Source organism: Bacillus haynesii (genome assembly GCF_014042035.1).
Lineage (GTDB): Bacteria > Bacillota > Bacilli > Bacillales > Bacillaceae > Bacillus > Bacillus haynesii.
In genome coordinates, this window is record NZ_CP059494.1 from 3241144 (window position 1) to 3259142 (window position 17999).

Genomic DNA, 17999 nt, shown 5'->3' on the forward strand with positions numbered 1-17999 from the left:
CATGAATAAAATTCCGTTGAAAGAAGCAAGGACGGCCTTTCCGCTGAAAAAAATCCCTGCCAGTAAAATAGGGTGGCGGGACAATGTGCTGGCCTATACATTTTTAGGTCCGGCCTTGCTGATTTTGTCAGTGTTTCTCGTGATTCCTTCGATTATGGCGGTTTACTACGCATTTACAGATTATTATTTGTTAACACCTGACCTGCGCAAGTTTGTCGGTTTTGACAACTTTATCAAATTGTTCAAAGACCCTATTTTCTTGAAAAGTTTGAGCAACACATTGAAATTTGTTGTCCTTGTGATTCCATTACAGATCGGGGCCGCTCTCGGGCTGGCCCTTCTGTTGAATAAAAAGCGCAAGGCCAATACGTTTTTCAAAGTCGCATACTTTAGCCCTGTCGTCATGTCGCTTGTTGTCATCTCCGTTTTGTGGCTGTACTTGCTGAATCCGAATGAAGGAATGATAAATAACGTACTGACGCATGTCGGTTTACCGCCACAGCCGTTTTTGACAAGTCCTAATCAGGCGATCTTTACAATTGTTTTCGTTTCAGTCTGGCAGGGAGCCGGATTTCAGATGCTGATTTTTTTAGCAGGCCTGCAAAACATTCCCGGAGATGTCTACGAGGCGGCGCAATTGGATGGTATGAATAAATGGCAGCGGTTTATTTATATTACATTGCCTTTGTTGAAACCGACGTCGGTTTTTATCTTTATTACGACGCTGATCAGTGCGTTTAAGCTCCTCGTGCAGCCAATGGTCATGACCCAGGGGGGACCGGTCAATTCAACGATGACAGTTGTCTATTATATTTATCAAACGGGATTTACTGATCGGATGGTCGGCTATGCAAGTTCAATTGCGCTCTTGTTTGGCACGATGATTGGATTGGTGACGCTGGCACAGCGCAAGTTGGTGAAGGAGGATGAAGGCGGATGAGACGGAAATTCGGACCTTTGACGATACTGGAATATATATGCCTTGTTTTGCTGGCGGTTCTGTTTATATTTCCGCTGATTTGGATGGTCGCTTCATCGATGAAACCGGAAGCCGCTATTTACAACAATATCAGCAGTATTAAAGCGTTTCTCCCGTCTTTTCATCCGTCGGAATGGTTTCAATCCTACAGGGAAGTGCTGTCACGGTTTGATTTACTAATGTATATCGGTAACAGTCTGTTTTACGGTTTGTGTGTGGCAACGGGAGCGGTCATCATCAACGGAATGGCGGGCTTTGCATTCGCCAAGCTGCAATTCACAGGTAAAAAAGTGCTGTTTACCATATTGCTGGCGCTTTTAATCGTGCCGATGGAAACGATTTTAATCTCGCAGTTTACAATTGTTCATAAGCTCGGACTTGTTGATACGCGCCTTGCCGTGATTTTGCCGGCGCTTGCCGGGGCTTTCAATATTTATTTGTTCCGAAACTTTTTCATGGCGATCCCCGGGGAGATGATTGAGTCGGCCAAGCTGGACGGAGCAAATACATGGCAGATTTTCTGGCGGGTGATGCTGCCGATGTCCAAACCGGCTGTTGCTACGGTGGGGACATTGGCTTTTATCGGCAGCTGGAATGACTATATTTGGCCGCTGATGGTTTTGACGGATAAGTCGAAATTTCCGATCCAGGTGGCGATTACAGCCATCAACAGCACCGAGCCGGTTTATACGAACCAGGTGATGGCTGTCTTGACGATTTCCACGATTCCGCTGATTCTGATCTACATTGTAGCCCAACGCTACATTTTAGATGGCCTGGGCGGTTCAGGGACAGGCATCAAATAGATACATCCAAATCGGGTTAAAGGAGCAAATGAAAATGAAGAGCTCAAACAGTCTGTATTGGAAACTAAGCGCTTATTTTTTCTTTTTCTTTTTTACTTGGTCTTCCAGCTATTCTTTATTTGCGATTTGGTTAGGGCAAGAAATCAATTTGAACGGGTCTGCGACGGGCATTATCTTTTCTGTAAACGCTATCTTTACTTTGTGCATGCAGCCTTTGTATGGTTTTATCTCCGATAAGCTCGGGCTGAAGAAAAACATATTATTTATGATCAGTTTGCTTCTCGTATTTACGGGTCCCTTTTATATTTTCGTCTACGGACCGCTTTTGCAATACAACGTCTTTCTTGGGGCTATCGTCGGGGGAATGTATTTGGGAACTGCATTTCTCGCCGGAATCGGCGCGATTGAAACCTTCATTGAAAAAGTAAGCCGCAAATATCAATTTGAATATGGAAGAACAAGGATGTGGGGGTCCCTCGGCTGGGCTGCGGCGACATTTTTTGCAGGTCAGCTGTTCAATATCGACCCGAATATCAACTTCTGGGTTGCGTCCGTTTCAGCAGTCATATTGGTGGCCATTATTGTTTCCGTAAAAATTGAGATGACAGATGATGAGAAGGAAAGAGCAGACTCGGTTGGATTAAAAGACGTCGGAGGGCTGTTTCTCTTAAAAGATTTCTGGTTTTTGATGTTGTACGTGATTGGCGTAACTTGCGTATACGGCGTCTATGACCAGCAGTTCCCGCTTTACTACGCTTCCTTATTTCCGACTCCGGCCTTGGGGAACCAAATATTTGGATACCTTAACTCGTTCCAAGTATTTGTTGAAGCGGGCATGATGTTTCTTGCGCCTTTCATCGTCAATAAGCTTGGTCCTAAAAAAAGTTTGATTTTAGCGGGGCTGTTAATGGCTTTCCGCATTATCGGCTCCGGACTTGTCAGCGGACCGGTCGGAATTTCATCGATGAAACTCATTCATGCTTTAGAATTGCCGATTATGCTGATTGCGGTGTTTAAATATTTGGCGACTAATTTTGATAATCGTCTTTCATCCGTACTTTATCTTGTCGGCTTTCAATTCGCATCCCAGGTAGGTACGTCGATTTTTTCGCCGCTTGCGGGAGGTTTATACGACAGCATCGGATTTCGCCAGACTTATCTCATCATGGGAGCAATGGTTCTTTGTTTCAACATTATTTCGATTTTTACCTTGCTAGACTCAAAGAAAGACGTTGAATTTGTTCAAAGTCTACAAAGTAAGCATATATAGAGAGGATGTCACAGATGAATAAAATTCAGCAGGCAGAAGAAGCATTGAAGAAAGCCGGGAAAAAAGTGAATCACCGATACCGAATGGGCTATCACATAATGCCCCGGGCAAACTGGATCAATGATCCAAATGGACTTATTCAATATAAAGGGGAGTATCATGTCTTTTACCAACATCATCCGTATGATGAGAATTGGGGGCCGATGCATTGGGGCCATTTGAAGAGCAGGGATCTCATTCACTGGGAGCACTTGCCGATCGCTTTAGCGCCTGGCGAGGCATTTGATGAGAGCGGCTGCTTCTCAGGAAGCGCAGTCGAATATAACGGCGACCTCGCTTTAATCTATACAGGGCATAATATGATAGATGAAGAGAAAGACGATTTCTACCAAAATCAGAATATAGCAGTCAGCAAAGACGGTATCGCCTTTGAAAAACTGAAAGAAAACCCCGTCATCGCAGAGCCGCCGGAAGACAGCGCACGCCACTTTCGCGATCCGAAAGTATGGAGGCATCGTGAGACCTGGTATATGGTGGTCGGAAACGCCTCAAAAGAAAATGTCGGGCGGGTCATTTTATACCGTTCGTCTAACTTTGTAGATTGGGAATATGCAGGCGTCCTCGCCCAAAGTGACGGAAATCTCGGCTTTATGTGGGAATGTCCGGATTTCTTTGAATTAGACGGCAAACACGTTTTGCTGATTTCCCCTCAGGGTATAGAGGCGGATGGTGATTCATATCAAAATCTGTATCAAACAGGCTATTTGATTGGAGACTATGATGAAGAAACAAATGAGTTTGTCCATGGCTCCTTTACAGAGTTGGACCATGGCCATGACTTTTACGCCGTGCAAACTTTGTTGGATGACAAAGGGCGCAGAATTGCGATCGGCTGGATGGATATGTGGGAGTCAGAGATGCCGACGAAAGCGGACGGATGGTGCGGGGCTTTAACTTTGCCGCGTGAATTGAAGTTGAAGGATGATCACAAAATTTTAATGAATCCCGTCGAGGAGACTCAATTACTTCGTGAATCGGAACATCATGAATGTGATAATCAATCGATTTCCGGCAGCTATTTGATAAAGACAGCCGAAAAGCTTCTTGAAGTGATGGCCGTTTTTGATTTGACAATTTGCAGTGCCGAAACGGTTGGCTTAAAGATTCGGGGGATTGAACAGGAAGAGACAATCATCCAGTACAGCTTGGTTGATCAAAAGCTGACGCTCGACTGTTCAAAGTCCGGCAAAGCGCGGGACGGTGTGAGAAAGGTACGGCTTGAAGCAGAGGAGAAGCTCACTTTGCATCTGTTTCTCGACAGATCGTCTATTGAAGTATTTGCGAACCATGGTGAAGCGACAATGACCAGCCGCATATATCCGAAAGAAGGAAGAGCGGGGATTGAGCTGTTTTCTGAGAAAGGCAATGTACGGGTTGAAGAGTTCACTTACTGGAAGTTGAAAGATATTTGGAAAGGCGATGAAGCTAAATGAGAAGAATATTATGAATCGGTGAGACGTTAATCGACTTTATACCGGTCCAAAAGAAACCGTCTTGCAACATGTCACGGGCTTTGAGCGCGTAGCCGGAGGAGCGCCTATGAATGCCGCGATTGCTGCCGCAACATACGGTGCCCGTGCGGTAATGCTGACGAAGGTTGACAACGATCATTGCAAACGGCATATGCTGAATCTAATTTCGGCAAAGCACAGATAAAGATTGATTGGCAAAAAAGCGGCTGTCGTGTCTTGCAGCCGCTTTCCGCTTTTTTCGTTTACGCTCTTTCTTCAAACAGCTTGACAATTTCCACAATGACATTCGCGGCTTTTACCATATTGTCAGCGGAAATATACTCGTATTTTCCGTGGAAGTTTTCTCCGCCTGTGAAAATGTTCGGACAAGGAAGCCCCATGTATGAGAGCTGGGAGCCGTCTGTACCGCCGCGGATCGGTTTCACAACCGGCTCGATGTCCAGGTTTTTCATCGCTTCATAGGCAATGTCGACAATCTCTTTGACCGGTTCGATCTTTTCCCTCATGTTGTAATATTGATCATTCATGTCCACTGTGATGCTGTTTTCGCCGTATTTGGCTTTAAGGTCATTTGCGATTTTTTGGACGGTTTCTTTTCTCTCGTTAAATCGGTCTCTGTCAAAATCCCTGATGATATAGGAGAGATTCGTTTCCGAGACATCGCCATTGATCGAAAGCAGATGATAGAAGCCTTCATAACCTTCTGTAGATTCAGGGGCTTCGTTTTCCGGCAGTCCGGCGTGAAACTGCATCGCGATTTTGGCGGCATTGACCATTTTTCCTTTTGCTGTGCCGGGGTGGACGTTCGTTCCTTTACAAGTGATTTTCGCTGCTGCGGCATTGAAGCTTTCGTACTGCAGTTCGCCGAGGGGCCCGCCGTCAACCGTATACGCGAATTTGGCGTTAAACGCCTCGACGTCAAACTTGTGCGGCCCTCTGCCGATCTCTTCATCAGGCGTAAAAGCAACTCTGATCTTCCCGTGTTTGATTTCGGGGTGCGCAATTAAATATTCGATTGCCGTCATGATTTCAGAGATCCCCGCTTTATTGTCAGCGCCGAGCAAAGTCGTTCCGTCGGTTGTAACCAACGTATGTCCCGCATAATTTGCAAGCTCGGGAAATTCCTTGGGCGATAAGACGACATTGAGGGATTCATTCAGCACAATGTCTTTTCCGTCGTATTGTTCGATAACCTGCGGATTGACGTTCTTTCCGGTAAAATCTGTTGCTGTATCCACATGAGCCAGGAAACCGATTGTCGGCACCTCTTTTTCCGTATTTGAAGGAAGCGTCGCCATCACATAGCCGTTTTCATCGATTGTGACGTCCTTCATGCCGACCTCTTTCAGCTCTTCAACAAGCATATTGGCAAGCGTCAGCTGCCCGGGAGTGGAAGGCGTCGTCTGACTGTTTTCATTTGACTGCGTATCCACTTTCGCATAAGAAATGAGACGTTCAATCAGTTTGTTCTTCATGTTTCCTTCATCTCCAATTGTTGGTTTTATGTTTATCTTATCATTCATGGCGGGCGAATCGAAAACTTTTATTCCTGTATAGGGAAATTTAGTATAATATAGTTCTAAAGAATCATCACAATTGTAAGGGAGTATCAAAATGGCGAAAGGTTATACAAATGAAGGAACGAAATGGGAGTTTGCGCATTCCTTCTGGCTTGTGTTCACATGGGTTCCTTTTGGATTTTTAAGCTGGTTTGCATTTATTTATATCGCAGCGCGAACGAAACAAGGAAAATGGTTATTTGCCGGGATCGGATATGCAGCGGCTGTTTTATTCGCTGCTTTTACAGCCAGAACGTTCCTCTTCGATTTGGCAATGAAAGCATTACTCATTGTTTGGATCATCTCAATCATTCATGCTTTCAAAACAAGAGCCGAATATTTGGTGCGGCTTGAAGCCGTATATCGGATCAAACGATCAGGTATGAATGAGCTGAGGGAAGAGCTTAAACATGAACAGGAACCGCACGGCCAAACTGGAATTTCTAAAGTGACGCTGACAAAGAAATAAATAGAATCCGCTATTTTCGGTGAAATAGCGGATTTTTTTAATGCAGAGAAAAAATTCCGTCCTTTTGAAACTTTTCTCATCAATTCTCTTCTCTAATGTTTGAAGGAGGCGCAGCAGTGAAGCAAATCAGATTAGTTAAGAAAGCTGTCGCAGGCAATGCCAAAGCTTTTGAAATGCTGTTTCAAAAGCACAGCGATCAGCTTTACAGAACAGCTTACATATATGTGCGAAATAAGGAGGACGCGTTAGATATCGTACAGGAGACGGCGTACAAGGCATTTTTATCGATTGCCCAGCTGAGGAATCCCGAATACTTTTTGACATGGCTGACGAAAATCCTCATTCATCATGCATATGCCTTATTGGACAAGAAAAAGAAAGTGGTTTTAATGGACAGGCCGCTGCAGGATGAAGGCCGGGAGCAGGAGATGGATGCGGACGACAGAATGGGGATGCTTGAAGCCGTTCAGCGGTTGCGAAAAGAATATCAAACCGCCATCATTCTATTTTATTATCACGACCTGCCGATTCATGATATCGCCGGGGTGATGAATGCTCCCGAAGGAACCGTTAAGACCTATTTGAAAAGAGCGAAGCTTGAATTAAAACAACTACTGACTGGGGGAGAAGACGCATGGACAAACAATGGTTCAAAAACGAAGTAAACAAGATCGATGTTCCTACAAAAGAAATCCGCGAATCAATCGATAAAGGCATCAATCGGGCCAAGCGGGAAAAAAGGTTTCGGCCGAAGCGCGCCGTGAAACGAACCATTTTTGTTTCAGGCGCGGCCGCTGTGCTCCTTCTCGGCAGCGGCTTCGTTTCCCCAGCGATGCAAAGCGTGTTGGCTGACGTCCCGCTGTTTGGGAAAGCGTATCAACAATTCCATGACTATGTCGGTCAAAACTTGGTGGCGGGCCAGCTTGTCACTGAACTGAACGAGAAAGCGTCCAGCAACAACATAGACGTGACGGCTACAAGCGTTTATTTTGACGGCGGAATCATCGGTATGACGTTTAAGGTTAAAAGCGATACAAGAAAAGATTTAGATGATGGAGCGAGAATGATTCATTTCACATTATTTAATGGCGAGCGCAAATGGGCTATCGCTTCTCAAGGAGACTTGAAGAAAACAGAGGACGGCTATACCGGCTATATTCAAATTGGCTATCCAGACAAACATATTCCCGATAAACTGACACTCCCGGTTACGATCACAGACATTAACGGAATCAGAGGGAAATGGAAGTTCGACATTCCGGTTGATAAACTGCCGTATAAAACGCTGAACATAACCAAAAACAATACACAATCGGCTGATGGCCATAAGCTCGCCGTAAAAACGGTAATTCTCGGAAAAGAATCGACTGTCATCGACTATGAAGTATCCAATTCAGAGGAACATCCAAACGATCGTACATCAATTATGAAAGTGACCGATGATAAAGGGAACGAAATACCTTATTTGAGTGGCGGACAGCGGACGACAGACAGTACAAAAATCGGAAACAAGGTTCGTCACGAAGAAAGGCTGATCCTTGGAAAAGTGAATAAAGGAACAAAGTACCTCAAGATTGAGGCGAGCAGCAGTATGGGCGATTCCGAAAAAATGCTGCCACTCACAAAAACGCCCGCCGTTCTGAGCGCTGACCGTCATGATTTCCAGATTGCCGTTGATCAGGTGAAACAAAACGGCAGCAAACTGTCTGTCGACTATCATTTGAAACATGTCGATCAATCTAAGATCGATATTGACAGCATGCAAAATTTTTTAGAAACGATGTCACTGGTTGATTCGGCTTATAAAGGTTTTGACGAGGCGCCGATGGGACACAGCGTAAAAGGTAATTTTACAAAAGTGCTTGATCCTAAAAAACTTCGATTCCGATCAGACTTTACGTTAGATGGTGAATTTGGAGTGAAAAACTTCAGTCTTGACCAATATTCGCTTGATGTCGAGTTTGGTTATTTAAGCGCATTTTATTCTACACCGTTTAAGCCGATCAAAGTGCAATTGCCACAGTAAAATATATGACCCGCTGTTTCAGTGAAACGGCGGGTTGTCTGCTTTGATGGCCTCCCAACCTGAAAAATTTCCTCTCCCAAAGGAAAAAATATGCACCGAAAAGAAAGCGTTTTCAATGTAAAGTAAAAGCAAACCACGAAAAAAGGGGGAGAGTAAATGAGCAGGATGGCGAAGGTGACCGAGATGTTTGAGCGGGTCGCTTTTAAAATTACAAGCTTCAAATATATCATGGTCATTAAGTCAGCGTTTGTCACACTGATGCCGGTCATCATTGCCGGGGCGTTTGCGGTTTTGATGCAGAATATGGTGATGAGCCCCGAGACGGGACTTGCGGTTTTCGGGCCTTTTCGGTTCTTGTCTGCGCTTGAGCCGATTATGGCGTCGATCAATTATGCGACGCTGAACTTTATTACGATCGGCGCGGTGTTTTTGATCGGGATTGAGCTCGGGAAGCTGAATGGGCATGAATCATTTTTTCCCGGCTTGATGGCGCTGATGTCCTATATCTCTGTCATTCCATCGACGGTGCTGTTGGAAGTGAACGGTTCGATGCAGGAAGTGGTTAACGTGCTGGCCAAGGAATTTACAGATCCGAAGTCGCTCTTTTTGGGGATGTTTATTTCGATTGTGTCTGTTGAAATCTTCAGCAAGCTTTCGAGCATGGACCGGCTCAAAATTAAAATGCCGGACAGCGTGCCGGCCAATGTCTCTGTATCGTTCGGCACTTTATTTCCTTCGATTATTACTGTCACGATCATCGCCAGCTTCGGATATGCTTTTCATCGACTGGCGGGCGTATACCTTCATGAAGCTGTTTACAATGTTGTGCAAAAACCGCTTGAAGGAGCGATTCAAGGCCTTCCCGGCATTCTGCTGCTGGTGTTTGTCGCACAGTTTTTCTGGGTCATCGGCATACACGGAAACCAGATGGTGAAGCCGATCAGGGAGCCTTTGCTGCTCGCTTCGATCACCGTCAATATGAATGCATACGCTGCCGGCGAATCGATTCCGAATATCATTACGATGCCGTTTTGGGATGTGTACATGAGCATCGGCGGTTCCGGCGTCACAATCGGCCTGTTGATTGCGATTTTTATCGCGGGGAAACGGGAGGATTTGCGCAGCATTACAAAAATTTCGTTTGGTCCCGGCATCTTCAATATCAATGAACCGGTGATCTTTGGAGTTCCCGTCATGCTGAATCCGTTAATGGCAATTCCATTTATTGTGACGCCGCTTGTGACGGGTGCGATCGGTTACATCGCGACAGCGGCGGGCTTTGCCGGAAAAGCCGTCGTCATGGTGCCGTGGACGACACCGCCGATTATCAACGCCTGGCTGTCGACAGGGGGGAGCCTCGGCGCCGTCGTCACACAAATCGTATGCATCATCGTCTCCGCCCTTATTTATCTTCCGTTTGTTATTTTATTGAATCGGAGCTTTACGGTTAGTTCTGAAAAAAATGTGTCCATGTAAAGCAAAGAAAGGAATGAACGAGATGGCCAGACAAACGTGGAAAATTCCCGCCGATTTTATTCTTGGCGCAGCAGCGTCGGCGTGGCAGACAGAGGGGTGGGACGGGAAGCGGCCGACACAGGATTCTTATTTGGATATGTGGTACAAGAATGATCCTGATGTATGGCACGACGGATACGGACCGGCGGTGGCGGCCGATTTTTATAACCGCTATAAAGAGGATATCTATTATATGAAAGAGATCGGCTTGACACATTACCGGACATCGATTAACTGGTCCCGTTTTCTAATTGATTATGAAACAGCAGAAGTTGACGAAGTGTACGCAGGCTATATCGACGATGTCATCAATGTGCTGATTACATCAGGTGTGGAGCCGATGATTTGCCTTGAGCATTATGAGATTCCCGCACTGCTGATGCAGAAATACGGAGGATGGGGGTCTAAACATGTCATAGATTTATTTGCGGCATATGCGGAAAAAGTTTTTGAACGATATGGGGACAGGGTGAAATATTGGTTTACTTTTAATGAACCGATTGTCCCGCAAACCCGGATTTTCCTTGATGCGATTCGTTATCCTTATGAGCAGAACACGAAAAAATGGATGCAATGGAATTTTAATAAGACACTGGCGACGGCGAAGGTCGTGGAGCTTTTTCGGGAAAGGAAGCCCGCTTTTAGAGAAGGCGCAAAAATCGGCGTCATTTTAAATCCTGAGGTCACGTATGCAAGGTCGAGTGCGCCCCATGATCAGAAAGCGGCCCATATCTATGATTTGTTTTTTAACAGGGTTTTTTTAGATCCGAGCATAAAAGGTGTCTATCCCGATGAATTGCTGGAGCTCTTGGTTAAACACGACATTCTTTTTGACCATGATGAAGAGGAGCTTTCCGTCATCAAGCGGAATACGGTCGATTTTGTCGGTGTGAACCTGTATTATCCGAAGAGAGTTCAAGCGCCTTCAAGGCAATGGAATGAATCGACGCCTTTTCACCCTGCTTATTACTATGAGCCTTTTGAGCTGCCCGGCCGAAAGATGAATCCGTTCAGAGGCTGGGAGATATGCCCACGCATTGTGTACGACATGTCAATGAGACTTAAACATGAGTATGGAAATATCGAATGGCTGATTGCGGAAAATGGCATGGGCGTCGAACATGAGGAGCGTTTTAAAAATGAAGAGGGAGTCATTCAGGACGACTACAGAATCGATTTTATTTCGGCCCATTTGCGGGAGGCGATGAAAGGGATCGCCGACGGCGCAAACTGCAAAGGATATATGCTTTGGGCGTTCACGGACAACGTCTCTCCGATGAACGCCTTTAAAAACCGCTACGGCCTTGTGGAGATTCGATTGGAGGACAACCGCAGCAGGGCGCTGAAAAAATCGGCTTGCTTTTATCGGGATATCATCAAAAACAGACGGTTTGAAACAGAGGAATTCCGGTATAAATAAAGGCGGCGGGGGGAATCATCCCGCTTGTCGCCGGGATGATTTCTCATATATGATCTACATAAAATACTCCGGCCGATTAATCATGATCTGCTTGTTCATTTGACTGATAACGCCTTCGCAGCGGAGCTTTTTCAGGACGGCGCTGACGGTTTCGCGGGATGTCCCCGAGATTTTGGCAATTTCGGCAGCGGTAATCGGACAGTTGATGACTGTTGAATTGCTTTCTTTTTGGCCGAGGCTTTCGGTTAAATAATAAATGGCTTGTGTGACCCTGTCGTGGGCATGGGAGAGTGTAATGCGCTTCAGCCTTTCCTCGTGGAGGGCAAGGATGTCTGATAAATGATTGAGAATATCGTAAAGCAGGTTTTTGTTGTCCCGGACAAGATCTTCGAAGATGTTCATGGGTATATAGTAGAGTTCAATATCTGTTAAGGCTTCGGCGGCATAATGATAATGTTCATCGCGAAACAGACCGCCAAATGGAAAGAGTGTATGAGGACGGACATAGTCGGTATAAAACATGGATCCAGCTTCGTTTGATTTTTCGAGTTTGATAAAGCCGTCGAGAAGAAGGTACATTCGTTCCCGGGGGTCGTCTTCCATAAATAATATCTGGCCTTTATGGTAAGTGCGCCAATAGATAAACTGTTTCATGTCTTCCAGATCTCTTTTATTCAGGGAAGCGAGAAGAGGAAACTTTTTCAGCTGATGTACGATGTCTTTGTTCTTCATATGGACCACCCTTATCGATTTTCTTATGTTGCGGCTATATACTTTAAATTTTACTTGTTTTTGACGATTGGCAAAAGGAAGAACCCTCCCCGAGCCCTTCCTTTTGCTTTTAGGCTTGTACGACAATCGTGCCGGCATTTCCTTGGAGAGCTTCTTTAGCTAATTTAAGGGATGTAATGACCGTTTTGTTGCCTTTTTTGGCTTCAGCAAACTGAATGGCCGCTTTGACTTTTGGCAGCATGCTTCCTTCTGCAAATTGCTTTTCCTTTATATAGCCTTTCAGTTCTTCGGTGGTGACGTGTTTCAGCGCCCGTTCTGTCGGCTTTAAATAATCGACGGCAACATAGTCGACTCCTGTCAGAATGACCAGCTCGTCAGCCTGCACAAGTTCCGCCAGTTTGCAGGCGGCAAAGTCTTTGTCGATGACGGCGTCAATACCGGAGACGGCATCGCCGTTTTCGATGACGGGAACGCCTCCGCCGCCGGCCGCAATGACGATATGTCCGTGTTCGACAAGGTCATTGATCACATCGTGTTCAAGGATCGATACCGGAGCTGGAGACGGTACGACGCGGCGCCAGCCTCTTCCGGCGTCTTCTTTAAAAACGAGGCCGCCGTTTCGGCTGTTCATCAGTTCCTTCGCTTCTGCTTCGCTGTAAAACGGACCGATCGGCTTTGTCGGGTTGCGGAATGCCTCATCATCGCCTTTGACGGCGACACGGGTGATGACGGTTGCCGCATGTCCGCTTTTTCCTTTCGCGTGAAGCGCCCGGTCAAGGGCATTTTGCAGCCAATAGCCGATCATTCCCTGAGTCATCGAAACACAAGTTTCAAGCGGCATGGCCGGTGTTTTCGGAGAATCCGCCTCCTTTTGCTGAATCATCAGGTTTCCGACCTGCGGGCCGTTTCCGTGCGTGATGATTAATTCAGCGCCGCTGTCGATCATATCCGCCAAATACATGGCCGTTTCTTCAAGCGCGCGCTTTTGCGCTTCTGCGCTGGCATCTCCGGTTTGGATCGCATTACCGCCAAGTGCGACAACAATTTTTCTTTTTTTCATTTGATATTCACCTCTGTTTTGTTAAATTGAAATGCTTCCCGCAGCCAGTCTGATCACGGCGATGACAGCCAATACAAGTATCGCGGCGGCAATCAAAAGCTCGGCTTTATTGAAGACGGGGCCTTCTTTTCCTTTGCGGACAGCCCGGAATACGAGAATGCCGGGAGCGTATAAAATCATGGTCAAAAGCAGGTAATCAAGTCCTGCGGCATATACGAGCCAGACGCCGTATATGCTTGCGATGATCCCGATGATGAGGTTTTTTCCCCGGTTAGGCTCTTTGTGCAGCCAGCTGTATTTAAGCTGATAAAGCCCGGAAAACAGATACGGGATCAAGATAGCCGAGGAAGCCAGGGAAAAAGCAAACTGGTATGCCGCATCTGAAATGAGAAACGTCAGCAAAAACAGCTGGATAATGGCGTTTGTCAAAGTCAGCGCATTTGTCGGCGCACCGTTTTTATTTTCTTTACCGAACCATTTCGGGAAGACCCCTTCGCGTGCCGCAATCAGCGGAAGCTCGCCCGCGAATAATGTCCAGGCCAGCCAGGCGCCCAATACGGAAATGATCAAGCCCAAGTTGATGAGCACAGCTCCCCATTTGCCGACGATATGCTCCATGATCGCGGCCATTGAAGGATTGGGAAGTTCGGCCAAGTTTTGCTGATTCATGACGCCGAGCGACAGCATCGTGATCATGACGTAAATTACGAGTACGCTGATCAAGCCGATAACAGTCGCTTTACCGACATCGCTTGATTTCTTGGCCCGGCTTGAAAATAAGACGGCTCCTTCAATTCCGGTAAACACCCAGACGGTCACCAGCATCGTGCTCTTGACCTGTGTCCCGATGGAACCGAGCGACAGCCCTTTTCCCCAGAAATCGTTCGTAAATAAATCAAGATGAAACACAAAGATAATGGCAATAATGAAAGCGAAAATCGGCACCAGTTTTGAAATGGTTGTAATTAAATTGATCATGGCAGCGGACTGAACTCCGCGGAGGATCAAAAAGTGCACGCACCAGAGGATCACGCTTGCACCGATAATCGAAGCGACGTTTTGTCCGTCTCCAAACGCAGGGATGAAATATCCGACTGCACTGAACAGCAGCGTTCCATATGCGACATTGCCGAGAAGGGCTGCGAACCAGTAACCCCAGCCGCTGTTAAACCCCATGAAATGGCCGAAACCTTCCCGTGCATAAGTGAAAATACCGCCGTCCAAATCAGGCCTTTTCGTCGTCAAGTTTTGGAAAGAGAATGCCAGGGCAATCATGCCGACTCCGGTGATGATCCAGCCGATTAAAATGGCTCCCGCGCCCGCCCCTGAAGCCATATCGCTTGCAAGGTTGAAGGCACCCCCGCCGATCATCGATCCGATGACAAGCGCGATGAGCGCAAACAGCCCAAGTTTTTTTTCTTCCGCCATTTTTGTCACCTCATTCGGTTTAGAATGGAAAAGGGAATGTGCCCCTTTTCCTGTCAGTCAAGATCGCCGAGAGTCGCTGCCATGACAGCCTTAATCGTGTGCATGCGGTTTTCAGCTTCATCGAACACTTTAGAGTGTTTGCTGCGGAACACTTCGTCCGTCACTTCCATTTCTTTAAGGCTGTGCTGTTCGTAAACATTTTGTCCGTAAGTTGTATGAAGGTCGTGGAAGGCAGGCAGACAATGCAGGAAGATGACGTTGTCGTTTCCTGTTTTCTTGACGAGATCCATATTCACCTGATAAGGCTTGAGCAGTTTGATCCTTTCAGCAAACTTGTCTTCTTCTCCCATGGATACCCAGACGTCCGTATACAGAACGTCAGCTCCGGACACGGCTTTATCTGTATCGCTTGTGACGGTGATTTTTCCGCCGGATTCCTCGGCGAACGCTTCCGCCATTTTAACGATGTCCTGATCAGGGAAAAGCTCTTGAGGCGAGCATATTCTCACATCCATGCCGACTTTGGCGCCGCCGATGAGCAGGCTGTTGGCGACATTGTTCCGGCCGTCGCCGATATAGGTGAGTTTGATCCCTTTTACGCGTCCCGTATGTTCTTTCACTGTCATAAAGTCCGCAAGCATCTGCGTCGGATGCCATAAATCGGTCAACCCGTTCCATACCGGCACACCGGAATGCTCTGCCAGCGAAATCACTTTTTCGTGTTCAAATCCGCGGAATTCAATTCCGTCGAACATGCGGCCGAGAACTTTGGCCGTGTCTTCGATCGACTCTTTTTTGCCGAGCTGAATGTCGTCTTTGCCCAAATATTCGGGATGCGCACCGAGGTCGATACAGGCTGTCGTGAAAGCGCAACGTGTTCTTGTAGAAGGCTTTTCAAACAGCAAAGCGATGTTTTTGCCTTCCAAATAGCGATGCCTGATGCCTTGTGCTTTTTTTTCTTTTAATTTTTGGGCAAGATCGAGCAAATAGAGGATTTCTTCTTCTGAAAAGTCTTTTTCAGCTAAGTAGCTTCTGCCTTTTAAATCAATCGTTTGGTTCATGGATCTCTCTCCTTTTTCTTTAGGTTTGGCTATTTCACAACTTCGCGGTAGAGCGGCATGCTCATGCAGCGCGGGCCGCCGCGTCCTCTTGAAAGTTCTCCGCTCGGGATTTCGATAACCTTAATGCCCTGTTCTCTCAAACATTCGTTAGAAATGTAATTCCGGTCATAGGTGACGACAACACCCGGAGCGATCGCGAGTGTATTGGAGCCGTCATTCCACTGCTCCCTGGCTGAAGCAATTTCGTCTCCGCCCCCGCAGAAGATCAAGTTGACATCTGAAAGGCCGAGCGTTCTCTTCAGTACTTCTGGCAAATTGTGTTCTTCAGTCGTATGAATGTCGTCTGCCGTTTTTCCTCTTTCAAGAACGAAGATCCGCATGTCTCCTTCAGGCCCCTGAATGGCGGGATGGATCGTGAATTGATCTCGGTCAACCATCGTGAAGACGGTATCTAAATGCATAAAGGCTCTGGTTTTCGGTATTTCGACGGCCAGTACACGGCGAATCCGGCTCTGCCGCTGAAACAAGTTCCGGACAAGACGCTCGATCGCCTGAGCCGTTGTCCGTTCTGATACCCCGATCGCTACGGTTTCTTCATTTAAGACAAGCTCATCTCCGCCTTCGATATTGAATTTGAAATCACGGTCGAGCCAAACCGGAATTTCGTGTCCTTTAAAACGCGGGTGGTGATTGATAATGTAGCGCATAAACAGCGACTCTCTCCGGCGGGCAGGCTCTTTCATTTTGTTGATGGTCAGTCCGCTGCCGATGGCGGCTGCCGGATCTCTTGTGAAGTAGAGGTTCGGCATCGGATCGAGATAAAATGGATAATGGTCTTCCATCAGCTCATGAAGATGCGATTTTTTTTCGCGTTCCAGCTCATTTTTTCGAATACCGCTCATCACATGTTCGACCATTGAATCGGCGTCAAAGGTGAGCAAGAACTCTTTCAGCCTGTCGTAAGCGCCGTTGATATCCGCTTTGCTTTCCGTTAAAAGCTCATCGATAAACTGCTCGCGGACTAAAGCGTCATCCAAAGCTTCGGCCGTCAGCTTTTCTAAATAAAGAACTTCAACTCCCTGTTTCTTTAACGTTTCTGCAAATTGGTCATGCTCTTTTTGCACCGCTGGCAAAAAGGGAATATCGTCAAAGAGAAGCCTTTCCAGATATTCGGGTGTGAGGTTTTCCAGTTCCCGACCGGGCCGCTTCAGCATGACGGTTTTCAAAGGGCCGATTTCTGAGTAAACGTGTATCGGTGTTGTCATGATCATCCCGCCTCCTAAGCTCTTTTTGTTACAAGTACAGCTTAAAACAGGTAGAGAAAGCGCGCTGTGAAAGCGATAACAACAAAAACGTGATATATTTCACATGTTTTTTGATGAAGCAAAAACAAAAATGAATAATTATGATAAATGGAAAATGAGTTCCTGTCGGACCAGAGAATAGACCGTATAAAACGTGTATATTTTTAAAGGAGGTTTTTTGAAAAAAATTTTTTTGGAGGGCAAAAAAAGCTGATCCGGACGGCCGGATCAGCATAAATGGTTACAAAATGATTGGGCTCCCTCAGGTGACTGGGAAATCACAAGGCATGTATCGTTCCCGCATATACAGCCCAGCATTTCCGGGCTTCCGAGCTTATCAAGAAGGACACCGATGGCATGGGCGTTGCCGGGCATGGTTTTAATAATGATCAAGTTGTCCGTCCGATGCACATGCAGGACAACGTCAGAGATTTTATCTTTTAATATTTTGGAAGGATTGACGGATAAAGAAGCATTTGTCGTGTAGACAAGCTTTCCGTTTTCACCAAGCTGTTTCACAAGATACATGTCTTTAATATCGCGGGAAATGGTAGACTGCGAAACGGTGATGCCGCGTTTTTCCAGCAGGGCTGCCAGCTGTTCCTGATTTTCTACCGGATGTTCGAGAATGGTCTGCTTGATGAGCCATTGCCGTTTTTGTTTGTTCATAAGAGCGCCTCCCAGGCAAAACACGTATATCTATTATTATAGAACGGTTTTATCGCTGGCAGATGGAAGCTATTTTACAAAAAAACAAATCTTTCAGGCTGATAAAGGGGTTGATAGACCCCAAAATTTCACTTATAATGCTTGAAGATGACAAATTGATAGCAGAGAA

At 46.3% G+C, this 17999-nt stretch carries 17 protein-coding genes; 10 read left to right on the plus strand and 7 right to left on the minus strand.

What is annotated here, in order from left to right; genetic code table 11:
• Nucleotide 1: 1 nt before the first annotated feature.
• The 5 genes from H2R00_RS16035 to H2R00_RS21295 all read left to right on the plus strand — a co-directional run bounded on the left by H2R00_RS16035 (nucleotide 2) and on the right by H2R00_RS21295 (nucleotide 4771).
• The gene (locus H2R00_RS16035) at nucleotides 2–940 is read left to right on the plus strand and encodes a carbohydrate ABC transporter permease (RefSeq protein ID WP_220462692.1); all 939 of its coding nucleotides are present in this window, start codon (nucleotides 2–4) and stop codon (nucleotides 938–940) included.
• Nucleotides 937–1785 carry a carbohydrate ABC transporter permease gene (locus tag H2R00_RS16040; RefSeq protein WP_182069781.1) on the plus strand — a complete coding sequence of 283 codons (849 nt, stop codon included), beginning with the start codon at nucleotides 937–939 and terminating at the stop codon, nucleotides 1783–1785. The genes H2R00_RS16035 and H2R00_RS16040 overlap by 4 nt, the downstream gene beginning before the upstream one ends.
• A 34-nt stretch (nucleotides 1786–1819) precedes the next feature.
• Nucleotides 1820–3055 carry an MFS transporter gene (locus tag H2R00_RS16045; protein WP_182069783.1) on the plus strand — a complete coding sequence of 412 codons (1236 nt, stop codon included), beginning with the start codon at nucleotides 1820–1822 and terminating at the stop codon, nucleotides 3053–3055.
• 14 nt (nucleotides 3056–3069) lie between these two features.
• Nucleotides 3070–4548, plus strand: coding sequence for a glycoside hydrolase family 32 protein (locus H2R00_RS16050; protein WP_182069785.1), 1479 nt, complete (start codon nucleotides 3070–3072; stop codon nucleotides 4546–4548).
• 61 nt (nucleotides 4549–4609) lie between these two features.
• Nucleotides 4610–4771, plus strand: coding sequence for a PfkB family carbohydrate kinase (locus tag H2R00_RS21295; protein WP_268352467.1), 162 nt, complete (start codon nucleotides 4610–4612; stop codon nucleotides 4769–4771).
• 58 nt (nucleotides 4772–4829) lie between these two features.
• Here H2R00_RS21295 and pepT read toward each other — a convergent pair whose 3' ends face one another.
• Nucleotides 4830–6062: a peptidase T gene (gene pepT / locus H2R00_RS16060; RefSeq protein ID WP_182069787.1), complete on the minus strand. Its 1233-nt coding sequence runs from the start codon at nucleotides 6060–6062 to the stop codon at nucleotides 4830–4832.
• A 139-nt stretch (nucleotides 6063–6201) separates the two neighbouring features.
• Here pepT and H2R00_RS16065 point away from each other — a divergent pair, with 139 nt between their 5' ends.
• The 5 genes from H2R00_RS16065 to H2R00_RS16085 all read left to right on the plus strand — a co-directional run bounded on the left by H2R00_RS16065 (nucleotide 6202) and on the right by H2R00_RS16085 (nucleotide 11576).
• Nucleotides 6202–6615, plus strand: a complete 414-nt coding sequence (locus H2R00_RS16065) for a hypothetical protein (protein WP_182069789.1) — start codon at nucleotides 6202–6204, stop codon at nucleotides 6613–6615.
• Nucleotides 6616–6710: 95 nt separating this feature from the next.
• The gene (locus tag H2R00_RS16070) at nucleotides 6711–7280 is read left to right on the plus strand and encodes a sigma-70 family RNA polymerase sigma factor (protein WP_182069791.1); all 570 of its coding nucleotides are present in this window, start codon (nucleotides 6711–6713) and stop codon (nucleotides 7278–7280) included.
• Nucleotides 7250–8641 carry a DUF4179 domain-containing protein gene (locus H2R00_RS16075; RefSeq protein WP_154996171.1) on the plus strand — a complete coding sequence of 464 codons (1392 nt, stop codon included), beginning with the start codon at nucleotides 7250–7252 and terminating at the stop codon, nucleotides 8639–8641. Before H2R00_RS16070 ends, H2R00_RS16075 begins: the two co-directional genes overlap by 31 nt.
• 156 nt (nucleotides 8642–8797) lie before the next feature.
• Complete coding sequence (locus tag H2R00_RS16080) at nucleotides 8798–10117, plus strand: PTS sugar transporter subunit IIC (protein WP_182069793.1); 1320 nt, start codon at nucleotides 8798–8800, stop codon at nucleotides 10115–10117.
• Between the two features lie 22 nt (nucleotides 10118–10139).
• A complete protein-coding gene (locus H2R00_RS16085; RefSeq protein ID WP_154996167.1) occupies nucleotides 10140–11576 on the plus strand; it encodes a glycoside hydrolase family 1 protein in 1437 nt (478 codons plus the stop codon).
• Between the two features lie 54 nt (nucleotides 11577–11630).
• Here the strand turns inward: H2R00_RS16085 and H2R00_RS16090 are convergent, their stop codons facing one another.
• The 6 genes from H2R00_RS16090 to H2R00_RS16115 all read right to left on the minus strand — a co-directional run bounded on the left by H2R00_RS16090 (nucleotide 11631) and on the right by H2R00_RS16115 (nucleotide 17830).
• Nucleotides 11631–12308 (minus strand): Crp/Fnr family transcriptional regulator, encoded by a 678-nt coding sequence (locus H2R00_RS16090; protein ID WP_020453468.1) that lies wholly within the window; start codon nucleotides 12306–12308, stop codon nucleotides 11631–11633.
• A 109-nt stretch (nucleotides 12309–12417) separates the two neighbouring features.
• Nucleotides 12418–13368 carry a carbamate kinase gene (arcC, locus tag H2R00_RS16095; protein ID WP_182069794.1) on the minus strand — a complete coding sequence of 317 codons (951 nt, stop codon included), beginning with the start codon at nucleotides 13366–13368 and terminating at the stop codon, nucleotides 12418–12420.
• A 21-nt stretch (nucleotides 13369–13389) separates the two neighbouring features.
• A complete protein-coding gene (arcD, locus tag H2R00_RS16100) occupies nucleotides 13390–14796 on the minus strand; it encodes an arginine-ornithine antiporter (RefSeq protein WP_154996163.1) in 1407 nt (468 codons plus the stop codon).
• 53 nt (nucleotides 14797–14849) lie between these two features.
• On the minus strand, nucleotides 14850–15857 hold the full coding sequence (gene argF, locus H2R00_RS16105) for an ornithine carbamoyltransferase (RefSeq protein ID WP_154996161.1): 1008 nt from the start codon (nucleotides 15855–15857) through the stop codon (nucleotides 14850–14852).
• Between the two features lie 29 nt (nucleotides 15858–15886).
• Entirely contained in the window at nucleotides 15887–17122 is a 1236-nt protein-coding gene (arcA, locus tag H2R00_RS16110; RefSeq protein ID WP_154996159.1) for an arginine deiminase, read from the minus strand.
• 267 nt (nucleotides 17123–17389) lie between these two features.
• A complete protein-coding gene (locus H2R00_RS16115; RefSeq protein WP_182069796.1) occupies nucleotides 17390–17830 on the minus strand; it encodes an arginine repressor in 441 nt (146 codons plus the stop codon).
• Nucleotides 17831–17999 lie beyond the last annotated feature (169 nt).

Excerpts from the sequence above, each read along its gene's own strand:
- H2R00_RS16035 (WP_220462692.1), top strand. The coding sequence starts at position 2 with ATGAATAAAATTCCGTTGAAAGAAGCAAGGACGGCCTTTCCGCTGAAA.
- H2R00_RS16040 (WP_182069781.1), top strand. The coding sequence starts at position 937 with ATGAGACGGAAATTCGGACCTTTGACGATACTGGAATATATATGCCTT.
- H2R00_RS16045 (WP_182069783.1), top strand. The coding sequence starts at position 1,820 with ATGAAGAGCTCAAACAGTCTGTATTGGAAACTAAGCGCTTATTTTTTC.
- H2R00_RS16050 (WP_182069785.1), top strand. The coding sequence starts at position 3,070 with ATGAATAAAATTCAGCAGGCAGAAGAAGCATTGAAGAAAGCCGGGAAA.
- pepT (WP_182069787.1), bottom strand. The coding sequence starts at position 6,062 with ATGAAGAACAAACTGATTGAACGTCTCATTTCTTATGCGAAAGTGGAT.
- H2R00_RS16065 (WP_182069789.1), top strand. The coding sequence starts at position 6,202 with ATGGCGAAAGGTTATACAAATGAAGGAACGAAATGGGAGTTTGCGCAT.
- H2R00_RS16070 (WP_182069791.1), top strand. The coding sequence starts at position 6,711 with ATGTTTGAAGGAGGCGCAGCAGTGAAGCAAATCAGATTAGTTAAGAAA.
- H2R00_RS16075 (WP_154996171.1), top strand. The coding sequence starts at position 7,250 with ATGGACAAACAATGGTTCAAAAACGAAGTAAACAAGATCGATGTTCCT.
- H2R00_RS16080 (WP_182069793.1), top strand. The coding sequence starts at position 8,798 with ATGAGCAGGATGGCGAAGGTGACCGAGATGTTTGAGCGGGTCGCTTTT.
- H2R00_RS16085 (WP_154996167.1), top strand. The coding sequence starts at position 10,140 with ATGGCCAGACAAACGTGGAAAATTCCCGCCGATTTTATTCTTGGCGCA.
- H2R00_RS16090 (WP_020453468.1), bottom strand. The coding sequence starts at position 12,308 with ATGAAGAACAAAGACATCGTACATCAGCTGAAAAAGTTTCCTCTTCTC.
- arcC (WP_182069794.1), bottom strand. The coding sequence starts at position 13,368 with ATGAAAAAAAGAAAAATTGTTGTCGCACTTGGCGGTAATGCGATCCAA.
- arcD (WP_154996163.1), bottom strand. The coding sequence starts at position 14,796 with ATGGCGGAAGAAAAAAAACTTGGGCTGTTTGCGCTCATCGCGCTTGTC.
- argF (WP_154996161.1), bottom strand. The coding sequence starts at position 15,857 with ATGAACCAAACGATTGATTTAAAAGGCAGAAGCTACTTAGCTGAAAAA.
- arcA (WP_154996159.1), bottom strand. The coding sequence starts at position 17,122 with ATGACAACACCGATACACGTTTACTCAGAAATCGGCCCTTTGAAAACC.
- H2R00_RS16115 (WP_182069796.1), bottom strand. The coding sequence starts at position 17,830 with ATGAACAAACAAAAACGGCAATGGCTCATCAAGCAGACCATTCTCGAA.